Here is a 14,712-nt window from a genome sequence, read left to right as displayed (position 1 = left end):
CCTTCCCCGTCATCCTGAGGAGCCTGCGAAGCAGGCGTCTCGAAGGATGCACGGCCACCGGCCGGGCCGTCGACCCTTCGAGACGCGCGTTCCGCGCTCCTCAGGGTGACGGGAAGCTAGCAAGTGCTGTCGACGCAGCCCATACTTTTGGCTGAGCGGAAAGAGATGGGCAGGCGTGGGGTTATAAAATAATGTCGCGCCGATTTTCCTGATAGAAACTGCTGGGAGAGCATAGAATGAAGTCCGGATTTTTGGCCGCAGTCGCGGCCTGCAGCCTGATGCTTGCGGCGCCGGCGATGGCCCAGGGCGTCAAGATCGGCATCCTGAACGATCAGTCCGGCGTCTATGCCGACTACGGCGGCAAATATTCGCTCGAAGCCGCGCGGATGGCGGTCGAGGATTTCGGCGGCGAGGTGCTGGGACAGAAGATCGAGATCGTTACCGCCGACCATCAGAACAAGCCGGATCTTGCGACCGCGATCGCGCGGCGCTGGTACGAGGTCGAGAACGTCGACATGATCACCGAGCTCACGACGTCGTCGGTCGCGCTCGCGGTGCAGGAGCTGTCGAAGGAAAAGAAGAAGATCGACATCGTGGTCGGCGCGGCGACCTCCCGTATCACCGGCGATGCCTGCACGCCCTACAGCTTCCACTGGGCCTATGACACCCGCGCGCTCGCCGTCGGAACCGGCGGTGCGCTGACGGAAGCCGGCGGCAACACCTGGTTCTTCCTGACCGCCGACTACGCCTTCGGCTACGCGCTGGAGAAGGACACCAGCGACATCGTCACCTCGAAGGGCGGCAAGGTGGTCGGCTCGGTCCGCGTGCCGCTCAATTCGTCGGACTTCTCGTCCTTCCTGCTGCAGGCGCAGAGCTCGAAGGCCAAGATCATCGGGCTCGCCAACGCCGGACTCGACACCACCAACTCGATCAAGCAGGCGGCCGAGTTCGGCATCGTGCGCGGCGGCCAGAAGCTTGCCGGCCTGTTGATGACGCTGTCGGAGGTGCACGGTCTCGGGCTCGAGGCGGCGCAGGGTCTCGTGCTCACCGAGGGCTTCTACTGGGACCACGACGACGCCTCGCGCGCCTTCAGCGAGCGCTTCTTCAAGCGCACCAGCCGGATGCCGAGCATGATCCATGCCGGCACCTATTCGGCGACGCTGAGCTATTTGAAGGCTGTGAAGGCCGCCGGCACCAAGGACAGCGAGGCGGTCGCCGCCAAGCTGAAGGAGCTGCCGGTCGATGACGCCTTCGCCAAGGGCAAGGTGCTCGCGAACGGCCGCATGGTGCACGACCTCTATCTGTTCGAGGTCAAGAAGCCCTCGGAGTCGAAGAAGCCGTGGGACTATTACAAGCAGATCGCCGTGGTGCCCGGCGACAAGGCCTTCTTCACCGCCAAGGAAAGCGGCTGCCCGCTGACCAAGTGAGGCGAATATCCACGGGTGGTGTCGTCCTGGCGAAAGCCAGGACCCATTACCCCGATTGGATGTTATTGCACCACGCTGTGGCCATCAGATTGCCCATAACCACGCTCTGTGGTTGGGTCCTGGCTTTCGCCAGGACGACGGTAGTGGTTATGGCGCGACCGCGCCTTCAATGCGCCAGCCGCCACACCGCGCCGCCGATCGCGCCAACCCAGAGGATGACGCAGGCGAGCGCCTGGATGGCGAAGCCGGGGCTGCGTTTCGCCACCGCTTCGCGATAGCCGATGAAATAGACGATGCGGCCGATCACCCAGATCGCGCCGACCGCCGCCGCGGCGGCATCGCCGACATAGACCGCGAACAGCCAGAGCGACGGCAGGAAGATCGGCATCCATTCCAGCGTGTTCATCTGGATGCGGTAGATGCGCTCGAAATCCGGATTTCCCGTGATCGCCGGCAGCTTGACCCCGTAGACCGCGCGGGCGCGGGCGACCTGCAGCGCGAAGAAGAAGTGCAGCGCGACCGCAAGGCAGGTGACGATGGCGGTGTAGTGGTACATGTCAGGCGTGTCCTCTTTCCATTGGCCCCGATGTCATGACGGGACAGCGAAGCCCGGTGTGACATGCGGCCTTGCTTTACCTCTCCTCGCGCGCGGGGAGAGGTCGGAACGCATCGTCAGATGCGTTCCGGGTGAGGGGGGACCTCGGCGAGACCAACTGTCACCGAGTACGCGGGGACGGCCCCTCACCCCAACCCTCTCCCCGTAAGAACGGGGCGAGGGAGCACAGTTATGCCGCGGCCCCATTCGGACCAATTCCGTCACGTCCTAGTACCCCGTCATCTCAAGATAGCCGATTCCGGCGTGGCTGCCTGAGAAGCGGATCGGGCCTTCCCAGTACGGGAAGCTGGTTCCCATCCAGCTCCGTGCATTGAGCGGCGTGGTCTCGATGGCAAGGCCGCGTGCGGGCAGGCTGACGCGCCATGACGTCGGCAGCTTGCGGCCGTCGATCTCGGTGGTCGCGAGCGGCGCGATGCTGTTGCCGCTGGCGGCGATCTCGGCCGAGCGGCCGTCCGGCGTGATCCAGTTGCCGAACAGGTTTTCGCGGCCGTCCTTCTGGCGCAGCCGGTACAGCATCAGCTTCTCGTCGCCGGGCAGATGCAGCGAGAACCAGTCCCAGCCGGTCTGATCGGCCGCCAATGGCTGGCTGCTCCATTCGCGATCCATCCACGCCGAGCCCGTGACGTCGACCGGTCTGTCGTCGATTACGATGCGGCCGGACGCCTTGTAGAACGGCTGGCTGTAGTAATAGGAGGCTTGCCCGCGATCCGACTTGCGGCTGTAGCCGCGGTCGCCCTGCAGCACCAGCGCGCGGTCGGCCTCGAGCCGCAGCGCGGTGCTGAAGTCGGCGGCGGAGGCCTTGAGCTCGAGCGGTGCGACGCGCTGAGCATCGAACGCGTCGCGCCCGCGCAGCTCCCAGGCGTCGATCCAGGCGCGGAACGGCGTGGCTTCGACAGCGGCCTGCCCGACGCCGCCGCGGGCAAAGGTTTCGCTGAAGCGGTGCGTGCCGGCGCTGGTCACGGCGGCGTGGCCCATCCAGAGCTGCTGATTGGCCCAGCCCTCGGCCGGTCCGCCCGCTTTCATCGCCTGGCGGAACAGCGTCCATTGCGCGCCATAGGCCGCGCCGCTCGTGTCGGACAGGTTGGCGGTCACGTACCACCATTCGATCCGGAATTCCGGATGCGGGCCGTGGTCCGCGGGGAACGTGAATGGCTTGCCCGGCGTGACGGCGGCAAATCCTTCCGCGGTCTCGCCGAGCCCGGCGAAGCCCTGCGCGAACGTCTTGCCGCCGAGCGCCAGCCCCAGCGCACCGCCGGCAAAGGCGCGACGGGTGATGGTGCCGCTAGCGCTCATTGACAAAGATCCTGATCAGGCTGGCGGGCTGCATGCGCGCCAGCCTCGCGACCGGAAGCGCCGCGGCACAGAATGCGGCGGCCAGCGCCACCGCGAGCAGCTCGATCAGCTGCAGCGGGAAAATGTGGAACGGCAGCCGCCAGCCGAACGCCTTGACGTTGACGATCGCAAGCAGGCACCACGCCACCAGCAGGCCGAGCGGCAGCGCAAACAGCGCGGTGATCAGCGCGACCGCCATGGTCTTCAACAGTTCGAGCGCGGCGAGCCGCCGCCGGGTCAGGCCGATCGCCCACAGCGGCGCCAGCTGCGGCAGCCGCGAATTGGCCAGCGTGAGCAGGCTGGTCAAAAGCGCAATGCCGGCGACGCCGAGCGTGAAGGCGTTGAGCGCGGCGGTCACCGAGAAGGTGCGGTTGAAGACCCGCTTCGATTCCGTTTTCATCCTGGCCTGGTCGGCGATGTTGCGATCATCGAGACCGAATTTCTCCTGTAGCGCGGTGATCAGCGGTGCGATCTTATCCGGTGCCACGCGGAGGCCCATCCGTGTCATTGGTGTCTGCGGGAAGCGCCGGGTCAGCGCGGCGAAGTTGACCGCGATCTGGCCCTTGGGGTTGCCGTAATCGGCATAGATGCCGACGATCTCGAGCGGCCAGTTGCCGCCGGGGGCGGGTACCTCGACATGATCGCCGATCGCCAGCTTCATCCGCCGCGACAGCTGCTCGCTGACGAGGCAGGTGTCGCCGGGCCGCAGCCGAACCCACGCATTTGCGACGCTTTCGAGCAACGGCCAGCTGTCGTGATAGGTGGCGTGGTCGGGCAGGCCGAGCACCTCGATCGGCGCGCCGTCGAGCTGGGTGTCGGCGCGGCCGCCGGGCAGGATGGCCTGAACCTCGGGCCGATCGCGCAGCCAGGCCTTGATCTCCTTTGCCTGCTGATCGCTGGCGGCGCTGATGTAAACGTCGGCGGCGAGCCTTCCGTCGAGCCAGACCAGGAAGGTGCGGTTGAAACTTTCCACCATGGTGCCGACGCCGACATTGACCGCGAGCGCAAGCAGCAGCGCCATCAGCGCCAGCGACAGTCCCGACAATTGCTGGCGGCTGTCGGCCCAGAACCAGATGCCGACCGGCGCCCGCGCGCTGCGCTGCCCGAAGGCCAGCGCAATCTGCAGGACCATCGGCAGGATCAGCGCCGCGCCGAGCATCAGCGCGGCGAGCACGGCAAAGCCCGCGATCAGGGAATCGCCGAACCAGATCAGGCCCGCGGCGACCGCGAACACCGCGAGTGCCGCCGCGCTCTGGAGCAGCAGCCAGCGCCGCTGCGCCTGCTGCCAGGCCTGCGGCTGCGCCGTCGCCAGCACCGGCATCCGGATCGCCTTGGCAAGGCTCGCGGCCGCCGCGGCGAGCGCGCCCAGAATGCTGATGGCGATGCCGGCGAACCACCAGACGGGTTTGAGCGAAAGCTGTCCGGGAATCTGCGCGCCATAGAGCCCGCGCAGCGAGGCCGCGACATCCGGCAGCAAGGCAGCCGCGATGAAGTAGCCGCAGACGAGGCCGATGAGGCCGGCGACCAGCGCCAGTGACACCAGCTCGATCACCAGCACGGTGTTGAGCATTCGCGCCGAGACGCCGCAGGCGCGCAGCGTGCGCAGCATCGGCAGCCGCTGCTCGAAGGCGAGGCCGATCGCGGAGTTGACGATGAACAGGCCGACGAAGAACGACAGCAGGCCGAACGCGGTGAGGTTGAGATGAAAGCTGTCGGTGAGGCGTTCGAGGTCGCTCTCCGCGCTCGGCTCGACCAGGCGGAGCTTGTCACCCGCCACGTTTTCGAACGCTGTGTGCGGCGCTTTGGACGTGCCGACCAGCAGGCGGGAGACCTGGCCGGGCATCTTCAAGATGTCCTGCGCGATGCCGATATCGACGATCAGCGCGCCGGGCGCGAGCTCGGCCTGCACGCGCAGCGGCGGCAAGCTCATGCCGTTGGCCTGCGGCCGCTCGCCTTCCTTGAGGCCGAGATCGCGCAGCGTTTCGCCTGCCACCAGCATTTCGCCCGGCGGCGTGACGAAGGACTGCAGGCTGCCGCGTCCGACCGCCGGCGCGTTGCCGACCTCGGACGGCAGCGTCACCGGCTCGACGCCGAGCAGGCGGAAGCTGCGCCCGTCGATCTGGACCCGGCCCTCCAGCATCGGCGACACCGGCCAGCCGGCACGGCGCAGATCGACGAACAATGTTTGCGGGAAGGTCGCGCTGTCCCTGGCGACCAGCATTGCAGTCCGCGACCCGCCGAAGGTCGCGGCGGCGCGATCATAAGCGATGCGGGCCTGCTGGTTCAGCGCCTGCACGCCGCTCCACAGCGCGGTGGCCGAGATCAGTCCGATCAAGAGCGTTGCGAGCTGCATCGGATGCCGCCGCCAGTGGCTGAGCAGCACCGCGAGGATCCACAGCGCGCGCCTCATGCGACGATCCCGGCATGCAGGGTGACCTGGCGGTCGAGCGTCGCGGCGAGCCGCGCGCTGTGCGTGACCATCAGGAAGCCGCAGCCGGTGCGGGTCACCAGATCGCGTGCCAGTGCCAGCACCTCGTCGGCAGTGTCCTCGTCGAGATTGCCGGTCGGCTCGTCGGCGAGCAGCAACAGCGGCTTTGGCGCCAGCGCGCGGCCGATCGCCACGCGCTGCTGCTGGCCGCCGGACAGTTGCTCGGGATAGCGCTTCAGCAGCTGCTTCAGCCCAAGGCGCTCGACCAGTTCGTCGTGCCAGGCCGCGTCATGCCGTCCGGCGATGCGCGACTGAAACACGAGATTGTCCGCGACCGTCAGGCTCGGGATCAAATTGAACTGCTGGAACACGAGGCCGAGCCGGTTGCGGCGCAATTCGGCACGACCGGCGTCGCTGAGGTGGGAGACGACGGTGTCGGCGAGGGCGATCTCGCCGCTATCGGCGGCATCGAGCCCCGCGATCAGATGCAACAGCGTGCTCTTGCCGCTGCCGGATTCGCCTGATAGCGCCACGCTCTCGCCGGTCGCAACGGCAAGGTCGACGCCGCGCAGCACAGCGACGTCTTCGCCGGCAGAACGGTAACTCTTGGTCAGGCCGGTGACGCGAAGCACCGCGGCGGTCTGGTCAGATGAAGCGATGGCTGGGCCTCATTGCGGCTTCTGGTATTTCAGGACGAACTCGTCGATCGGCACCGGTGCCTTGAAGACGGGAATGTCCTTGGGGTCCTCCGCATGATGCAGGAAATCGCCCTCGGCCACCAGCTTGAAGCCCGCCGCCTCGATCTCCTGCTTCAAGGTGCTCTCCTCGATCCGGTGCAGCGTCTTGGCGACACCGGTGCCTGCGCCCGTCTTGGCCGAGTGATCCGCGATCACGAGCAAGCCGCCCGGCTTGAGCGCGGCGAACATCTTCTTGTTCATCGCGGCGCGGTCGACAGGCAGATAGGTGATGTCGTGATAGAAAAAGAAGAAGGTGATCATGTCGAGGTCCTTGACCTCGGGCGGGATCGGGTCGTCATAGTCCCGCACCACATGGACCACGTTCTTCATCGCCGGCGCCTTGGCGCGGGTGTCGAACTTGTCCTTGACGAAGCGCTCGAGCACTGTCGCGGAATCCTGTGCGTAGACCTTGCCCGACGGGGCGACGGTGCGCGCCAACAGTTCGGTGCTGTAGCCGGCGCTCGCCGCCATGTCGAGGATCGTCATACCCGGCTTGACGCCGGCAAAGGTGAGCATCTTGGCCGGCTGCCGGCGCTGGTCGACCTGGCGATCCGCATCGCTGCGATCGGGTGCGGCGACGATCGCGGCGTAGTCGGGATTGGCGGCGTCTTCCGCGCGGACTTGAGGCGCGGCAAGCAGCGCGGCGGACATAAGTGCAGCGCAAGCGGTGGCACGTAGGATCAATCTGTTCATGAAATAACCCCGGGCTTTTCGTTGGCCCTGAACATAGCAGTCGGGACATGACAGTTCACCGCTCCACTGGCGCGACCGACGCGATCGTGATCGGGCCGTTAGAAGCGCTCCGGGGCGCACAACCCCGAGGAAATGCGGTGTTGCGTTGCACGGCGAGGCGTGGCTAGCATCGCCGGACGGGGCCGATTTACGAAGCCAAAACGAAACGACGGGGAGCCGGACATGACGACGCAAGCGACGTCCAAGAGGACGTCAGAGGGGCTGTCAAAGGGGACGCCGAAGGGCGCCTGGCAAATCACCTTCCTTCTATTCCTGTTCATGGTGGTGAACTTTGCCGACAAGATCGTGGTCGGGCTCGCCGGCGTGCCGATCAAGAAGGAAATGGGCCTCACCCAGGAGCAGTTCGGCGATCTCGGCTCGTCATTCTTCCTCTTGTTCTCGATCTCGGCGATCGTGGTCGGCTTCATCGTCAACCGCGTCGCCACCCGCTGGGTGCTGCTGATCCTGGCGGTGATCTGGTCGCTGGCGCAATTTCCGATGGTCGGCACCGTCAGCTTCACGACGCTGGTGATCTGCCGCATCATCCTCGGCGCCGGCGAGGGGCCGGCGTTCTCGGTCGCGGCGCACGCGATCTACAAATGGTTTCCGGACGAGAAGCGTACGCTGCCGACCGCGATCCTGTCGCAGGGCTCCGCGTTCGGCGTGATCCTCGCGGTGCCCGCGCTGAACTGGATCATCGTCAATCACAGCTGGCATCACGCCTTCGGCGCGCTCGGCATCGTCGGCCTGATCTGGGCGGTCGCCTGGTTCGCGCTCGGCAAGGAAGGGCCGCTGGTGTCGACGTCTGCCGTGGCGGCCGACGAGCCGCGGATTCCGTATTGGAAGCTGTTGACCTCGCGCACCTTCATCGGCTGCGTGGTAGCAACCTTCGGCGCCTATTGGGCGCTGTCGCTCGGGCTCACCTGGTTCACGTCCTTCATCATCGAGGGGCTCGGCTTCTCGCAGCACCAGGCCGGCTTCGTCTCGATCCTGCCCTGGATCTTCGGCGCGACGATCGTGCTGCTGACCGGCTGGATCTCGCAGCTGATGCTGACGCGCGGCTTCACCACCCGCGGTGCGCGCGGCGTGCTCGGCTCGGTGCCGCTGATCTTCGGCGGCGCCATCCTTGCGATGCTGCCCTATGCGCCGCCCGGCGGGATCATGATCGCGCTGCTGGTGATCGGCTCCGGCCTGTGCGGCTCGATCTACGTGGTGTGCCCGCCGATGCTCGGCGAGTTCACGCCGGTGTCGCAGCGCGGCGCGATCATCGCGATCTACGGCGCGCTCTACACGATCTCGGGCATCCTGGCGCCGATGGTGATGGGCAATGTGATCCAGCACGCGGCCACGCCGATGGCCGGCTACATGTCCGGCTTCACCATCAACGCGGCGATCATGGCCGGCTCCGGCCTGCTCGGATTGCTGCTGCTGTGGCCGAACACCGAGCGGGCGCGCCTGACCGGCACGTCGCAGCCGGCAGGCACGATCAAAGGCGCGATGTCGCCGACGTAAGGGGCGCACCTCTGGCAACTCGCTCCACTTCGCCTCTCCCCTTGTGGGAGAGGCCGGATTTCGCGCGTCAGCGGGAAATCCGGGTGAGGGGTCTGCCTCCGCGAGCTCCGTCCCTCGAGAGACCGCAACCCCTCACCCGGATCGCATTGCGCTCCGCTGCATGCGATCCGGCCTCTCACACAAGGGGAGAGGCGGGAGTCCTGTAGCCCGGATCGCTGCGTCTCTCAATTCATCCCCTGCGCGCCGCGGACGAGCTTGCCCGGGCGTGCGCCGGTGGCGTTGCCCTCGCGCTGGGTCACGATGCCCGACACGATGGTGGCGTCATAGCCGTCGACCTGCTGCAGGAGGCGGCGGCCGCCGACCGGCAGGTCGTAATGCACCTTCGGAGGGTGCAAATGCAGCCGGTCGTAATCGATCACGTTGACATCGGCCTTGAAGCCAGGAGCGATCACCCCGCGATCATACAGACCGACCGACAGCGCGGTCTTGCGCGACTGCGCCGCGACCACGAACGGGATCGAGAGCTTCTCGCCGCGGCTGCGGTCGCGCGTCCAGTGCGTCAAGAGATAGGTCGGGAAGCTGGCATCGCAGATGATGCCGCAATGCGCGCCGCCGTCGGACAGGCCGGGCACGGCACTGGGCTCGCGCAGCATCTCATGCACGGCGTCGAGATTGCCGTCGGCGTAATTCAGGAACGGCACATAGAGCATACCGCGACCCTCGTCGGTCAGCATCGCGTCATAGGCAAGCTCTTCCGGCTGACGGCCCTGGCGCCGCGCCTGCGGCCCGAGCGCGTTTTCCGGCGGCTGCTCATAGTTCGGCGGATTACCCAAGAGATACATCTTGTCGTAGTTCGGCCGGAAGAACAACGGATCGTCGGTCGCCGTCGCGCTCTCGCTCAGGATCGCCGCGCGCACCTCGGGCCGGCGCAGATGCGCGAGCCGCTCGGCCAGCGGCAATTTGGCGATCTCGCGATAGCTCGGATGGGTCTGGAACGGATTGCGCGACAATTCGAGCCCGAGCAGCAGCCCGACCGGCCGCGCCGCGATCTGGGTCGTGATCGACAGGCCGCGGGCGGCGGCTTCATTGATGGTGTCCATGGTCTGCCGCCAGCGTCGCGGCGCCTTGTCGGCCTGGGCGACCGAGAACGAGATCGGGCACCTTGTGTTCTCGGCGACCCGCAGCATCATCGGCAGGTCCTCGTGCACGGTGCTCTGGTCGAGCACGAATTGCAGCACGCTGCGGCCGACGCCGTGCATCGCGCCGGCGATCGCGGTCAGTTCATCCTCGCCGGCTTTCAGCGTCGGCGTGTAGTCGCCGGTCGAGGTGCGGTGATTGAGCGTGCGCGAGGTCGAGAAACCCAGCGCGCCCGCCCGCACCGCGTCGCCGGCGAGCGCCGCCATCGCCTTGTTGTCCTCGGCCGTTGCGGGATCGCGGCGCGCGCCGCGCTCGCCCATCACATAGACCCGCAGCGCGGCATGCGGCAGCTGCGCGCCGATGTCCATGTCGAAATTGCGCTTCGACAGCCACTCCATGTAGTCGGGGAAGCTCTCCCACGCCCAGGGAATGCCGGCGGAGAGCACCGGCTCCGGAATGTCTTCGACGCCTTCCATCAGCTGGATCAGCCTGGTGTGGTCGCTCGGCCGGCACGGCGCGAAGCCGACGCCGCAATTGCCCATGATCGCCGTGGTGACGCCGTTCTGCGACGACGGCGTGATGTCCTGGCTCCAGGTCACCTGGCCGTCGTAATGGGTGTGGACGTCGACGAAGCCGGGCGCCACCAGCTTGCCGCGGGCGTCGATCTCTTCCTTGCCCTTTGCCGAGACCTTGCCGACTTCGGTGATCTTGCCGCCTGTGATCGCGACATCGGCTTCATAGAGGTCGCCGCCCTTGCCGTCGGCGATGGTGCCGCCGCGGATCACGAGGTCTGGGGTCGAGGTCATGGCATTTCATCCCGAGGCTGTTTTTGGTTGACGGCATCATGGGTCAGCCCCCGATGCTGTCAACCAGCGCCGATGAAGCTCTGGGATGCGCTGATGCTGATTTGCCAGCTGGGATCGAACGTTGCCGCCCGACGGAAATTTGTTCCTCGACGGCAGGCGGCGCTGCGCTCCCTCTCCCCGTACTCACGGGGAGAGGGTTGGGGTGAGGGGCTGTCTCCGCATAAGCGGTGATAGCTGCGTTTGTGGAAGCTCCCCCTCACCCGGAACGCATCTAACGATGCGTTCCGACCTCTCCCCGCACGCGGGGCGAGGTGAAACGGAGTCCGCGGCTCGATTCGAAATGAACTCGTATTGCGCTATCGCGCGCCGAAGAACGCCGTCTTCTGGGTCTCCTCGGCCTGCAGCCTGGCGCGGACGCGCATCAGGTCCTTCCAGCCGATATAGCCGACGAGGCGCTGATTCCTCGCGCGAGATCACAGGCAGATGCGAGACGTTGACCTGCATCAGGCGGTCGGCGAGCCGGTCGAGATATTCGTCGGGATAGGCGACGGTGATCTTGCTGCCGGCCAGCAGCTGCCTGAGCGTCGCGGTGCGATGCTTGCCGGCGCGGCGCCAGCGCAGCACGGACGGCGGGTCGATCACGCCGAGCACGTGATGGTTGGCGTCGACGACGGGAAAGCTGGGGTGACCGGTCTTCGGGTTGGTCAGGAAGGCGGCCGCGCCGTGCAGCGTCATGGTGTCGGCGACGGTCTCGACCGCCTTGGTCATGACGTCGCGCACGCGGGTCAGCGCGAACGGATCGACACGGTACTCGCGCACCAGATGATGGCCGCGCCGAGCCACCTTCTCGGTCAGGATCGAGCGCCGCATCAAAAGCACCGTGACGCCGTGCGCGGTGCCGCAGGCTGCGATCAGCGGCAGCAGCACATGGGTGTTGCCGGTGAGTTCGACGGCGAAGAAGGTCGCGGTCAGCGGCGAGCGCATCGTGCCGCCCATTGTCGCCGCCATCGCCAGCAACGCCCAGAAGCCGGGGCTCGCTTCAGGCAGATAGCCGCTCAGCGCCGTTCCCATCGCGCCGCCCATGATGAGCAGCGGCCGCCAGCACGCCGCCCGACGTACCCGAGCCGAGCGCGACCGACCAGATCACGGCTTTCACCACGAGCAGCAGCAGCGCGGCCTTCAGCACCACATCGCCTTGCAGCATCGACGCGAGGTTGTCATAGCCGACGCCGAGCGCCTGCGGCTCGATCAAGCCGCCGAGGCCGACCACCAGGCCGCCGATCAGCGGCCACCACATCCAGTGGATCGGCAGCTTGAGGAAGATGTCCTCGCAGCCATAGACCAGCTGGGTGAGCACGCCCGACAGCAGCCCGGAGAGGATCCCGATCAGCATCCAGGCGCCGAGCTGCAGCACCGAAATGTCGACGCCGCCGGTGAACGGAAACAGCGGCGCGGGCATTTGCAGGAAGGTGCGTCCGACCGCCGCCACCACGGCGGCGACGGTGACGGGAATGAAGCTGCGCGGCGTCCATTCGAACAGCAGCAGTTCGACCGCGAGCATGATCGCGGCGATCGGCGTTCCGAACACCGTGGTCATTCCGGCGGCGGCGCCCGCCACCAGCAGGGTCTTGCGCTCGTTGTCGCTGACCGGGAGCATCTGCGCGATCAGCGAGCCGATCGCGCCGCCGGTCATGATGATCGGGCCCTCGGCGCCGAACGGGCCGCCGGTGCCGATCGACACCGCCGACGACAACGGCTTCAGGATCGCCACCTTGGGGTCGAGCCGGGAACGGCCGAGCAGGATGGCCTCGATGGCTTCCGGGATGCCGTGGCCGCGGATCTTCTCGCTGCCGAAACGCGCCATCAGCCCGATGATGAGCGAGCCCGCGACCGGCACCAGCACGGTCCAGAGCCCGAGCGGCGAATCCTGCAATTTCAGGTCGGCGAAGCTGAACTGGCCGAAATAGGCGATGTTGGTGGCAAGCTTGATCAGCTGCAGCAGTCCCGCCCCGGCCAGCACGCCTGCGGCGGAGACAAACACGGCGATCGCCGAGATCACCACGACGCGCGGATCGGTCGTGAAGTCGCTCAGGAGGTGGCTGGCCTTCTCGCCGATTTTGGCAGTGTTTGGGGCGGTGTTCGTGGCGGAGACGCTCGATTTGGTGGAAATGACGCTCATTGGTGGCGTAAGGCTCGGGTGAAGTGGACGCGGCGTCATATCGCATTGCGATATAATTACAAGCGGGAGACATCGAATGGCAGCGTTGAAAGCACCGTCGAAATCGCCGAGGCAGGACCAGAAGCGGGTTCCCAGCCAGGGCGATTACGAAACGCTGTCGCAATTTCGCTATCTGATCCGCCGGTTTCTGGAGTTCAGCCAGGACGCCGCGAAGGCCGCAGGCCTGACACCGCGGCAGCATCAGGCATTGCTGGCGATCCGGGGGTATCCGGGCGGCGGGCCGGTTGCGGTCGGTGATCTGGCCGAACGGCTGCGGCTTCGTCACCACACCACGGTCGAACTGGTCGACCGGCTGTCCGAGGCCGGGCTGGTCGAGCGCGTGCTCGATCCCGCCGACCAGCGGCGAGTGCTGCTGAAATTAACCGGCCTTGCGGCCGATCATCTCGCCGAATTGTCGGCGGTCCATCTCGATGAGCTGTCGCGCATCGAGCCGCTCCTGAAGCAGGTGCTGTCGCGACGGTCGGAGTGAGCGCGCTGCGTGCGCAACGTTTCGCGTTTCAGGCGCGCGGGCTCGCCGTCTCTGCCTGATACGCCGAAGCGTGTGGCTTGCGCTCGGTGACGAGGGCAAGCAGCACGGTCAGCACCATGAAGACCACGGAGGCGCCGAACACCCAGTGCGGCATGTGCTGGTCCATGATCCAGCCGAACAGCAGCGGGCTCACGATGCCGCCGAAGTTGAAGCCGGTGGAGACGATGCCGAAGGCGCGGCCGGCGGCGCCGGGCGGCGCCGCGTTGCGCACCATCATGTCGCGGGACGGCGCGATCACCCCGCCGAGGAATCCGGCGAGCCCCATCGTCAGCGTGAGCGCCACCGGCGGCAGGTCGAGCAGCGCAATCAGCAGCACAAGGGCGGCATTGACCGCGAAGCAGCCCGCGGCGACCTGGCTGTGGCGGTGGGTCCAGTCGGCGAGGTAGCCGCCGGCGAGCACGCCGGCCGCGCTGGCGCCGAGGAATGCGGTCAGCGCGATATTGGCCGTCGAGAACGACGCGCCGTAGCCGCCCATCAGTGCGACCACGCCGAAATTGTTGATGCCCGAGGTCGACAGGCTGAGCAGCGTGAAGAAGGCCGTCAGCACCATCAGCGCCGGCGTGATCACGCTCGCCTTCGGCGCGGCGCCCTCCTTTGCCTTGTTCTTGTTGGCGCCGGCATCGGGAATGCCGAGCACGATCAGGAACAGCGCCACCAGCGGCCCGACCGCGCCGGCGACGATCAGCGCGCCGAGGCCGCCGATCGAGGCCACGAGCGCCGCCATGATCGCGGGCGCAACCGCGCCGCCGAGGAATCCGGCGAAGGTGTGGATCGAGAAGGCGCGGCCCATCCGCGCCTCGTCCATATGCGCCGAGAGGATCGCGTAGTCAGCCGGATGATAGACGCTGTTGGCGAGGCCCAGCAGCACCGCGCAGACGATCAGCGAGGTATAGCTGAGATGCAGGCCGAGCCCGATCAGCGCGCAACCGCCGACCGTCAGCCCGATGAGGAGGATCTTGCGCGCGCCGATGTGGTCGGCGAGGTAGCCGATCGGCGCCTGGGTCAGCCCGGAGACCACTGCGAACACCGTCAGCGCGAGGCCGAGCTCGACATAGCCGACGCCGAGCTGCTGCTTCAGGAACGGGAACAGCATCGGCAGCACGAAGATATGGAAATGGCTGACCCAATGGGCGACCGAAATCCCCGTCAGCGTGCGCAGCGCACTGTCGGCTTTCGCTTGCTGCGGTGCGGCCAGAACGTCGACCATGTCGTCGAAA

General features: G+C 66.8%; 10 protein-coding genes and 1 pseudogene. 3 read left to right on the top strand and 8 right to left on the bottom strand.

Annotated features, from left to right (window positions below):
- Positions 1-236 precede the first annotated feature (236 nt).
- Positions 237-1,427, top strand: coding sequence for an ABC transporter substrate-binding protein (locus ACVMIH_RS25175; protein WP_057021219.1), 1,191 nt, complete (start codon positions 237-239; stop codon positions 1,425-1,427).
- A 166-nt stretch (positions 1,428-1,593) separates the two neighbouring features.
- On the opposite strand, the gene ACVMIH_RS25170 is transcribed toward ACVMIH_RS25175, so the two are convergent.
- The 5 genes from ACVMIH_RS25170 to ACVMIH_RS25150 all read right to left on the bottom strand — a co-directional run bounded on the left by ACVMIH_RS25170 (position 1,594) and on the right by ACVMIH_RS25150 (position 7,233).
- Complete coding sequence (locus ACVMIH_RS25170) at positions 1,594-1,983, bottom strand: MAPEG family protein (protein WP_057021220.1); 390 nt, start codon at positions 1,981-1,983, stop codon at positions 1,594-1,596.
- Positions 1,984-2,250: 267 nt separating this feature from the next.
- Positions 2,251-3,336: a lipocalin-like domain-containing protein gene (locus ACVMIH_RS25165; RefSeq protein WP_253625300.1), complete on the bottom strand. Its 1,086-nt coding sequence runs from the start codon at positions 3,334-3,336 to the stop codon at positions 2,251-2,253.
- Positions 3,326-5,785 (bottom strand): FtsX-like permease family protein, encoded by a 2,460-nt coding sequence (locus ACVMIH_RS25160; protein WP_456854533.1) that lies wholly within the window; start codon positions 5,783-5,785, stop codon positions 3,326-3,328. The genes ACVMIH_RS25165 and ACVMIH_RS25160 overlap by 11 nt, the downstream gene beginning before the upstream one ends.
- Complete coding sequence (locus ACVMIH_RS25155; RefSeq protein ID WP_057021223.1) at positions 5,782-6,435, bottom strand: ABC transporter ATP-binding protein; 654 nt, start codon at positions 6,433-6,435, stop codon at positions 5,782-5,784. The genes ACVMIH_RS25160 and ACVMIH_RS25155 overlap by 4 nt, the downstream gene beginning before the upstream one ends.
- A gap of 36 nt (positions 6,436-6,471) precedes the next feature.
- Entirely contained in the window at positions 6,472-7,233 is a 762-nt protein-coding gene (locus ACVMIH_RS25150) for a class I SAM-dependent methyltransferase (protein ID WP_057021224.1), read from the bottom strand.
- A 222-nt stretch (positions 7,234-7,455) separates the two neighbouring features.
- Here ACVMIH_RS25150 and ACVMIH_RS25145 point away from each other — a divergent pair, with 222 nt between their 5' ends.
- The gene (locus ACVMIH_RS25145; protein WP_456863758.1) at positions 7,456-8,784 is read left to right on the top strand and encodes an MFS transporter; all 1,329 of its coding nucleotides are present in this window, start codon (positions 7,456-7,458) and stop codon (positions 8,782-8,784) included.
- A 224-nt stretch (positions 8,785-9,008) separates the two neighbouring features.
- Here the strand turns inward: ACVMIH_RS25145 and ACVMIH_RS25140 are convergent, their stop codons facing one another.
- Positions 9,009-10,727 (bottom strand): N-acyl-D-amino-acid deacylase family protein, encoded by a 1,719-nt coding sequence (locus tag ACVMIH_RS25140; protein WP_456863755.1) that lies wholly within the window; start codon positions 10,725-10,727, stop codon positions 9,009-9,011.
- 356 nt (positions 10,728-11,083) lie between these two features.
- Positions 11,084-12,906, bottom strand: a pseudogene (locus ACVMIH_RS25135) (chloride channel protein).
- Between the two features lie 76 nt (positions 12,907-12,982).
- Here ACVMIH_RS25135 and ACVMIH_RS25130 point away from each other — a divergent pair.
- Positions 12,983-13,435, top strand: a complete 453-nt coding sequence (locus ACVMIH_RS25130) for a MarR family winged helix-turn-helix transcriptional regulator (RefSeq protein WP_076834885.1) — start codon at positions 12,983-12,985, stop codon at positions 13,433-13,435.
- Between the two features lie 28 nt (positions 13,436-13,463).
- Here the strand turns inward: ACVMIH_RS25130 and ACVMIH_RS25125 are convergent, their stop codons facing one another.
- Entirely contained in the window at positions 13,464-14,702 is a 1,239-nt protein-coding gene (locus ACVMIH_RS25125; protein WP_456863752.1) for an MFS transporter, read from the bottom strand.
- Between the last annotated feature and the right edge of the window lie 10 nt (positions 14,703-14,712).

Source organism: Bradyrhizobium sp. USDA 4503 (genome assembly GCF_054055815.1).
The sequence above is the reverse complement of the archived record's forward strand: the minus strand, read 5'-3'. Positions and strand labels throughout refer to the sequence as shown.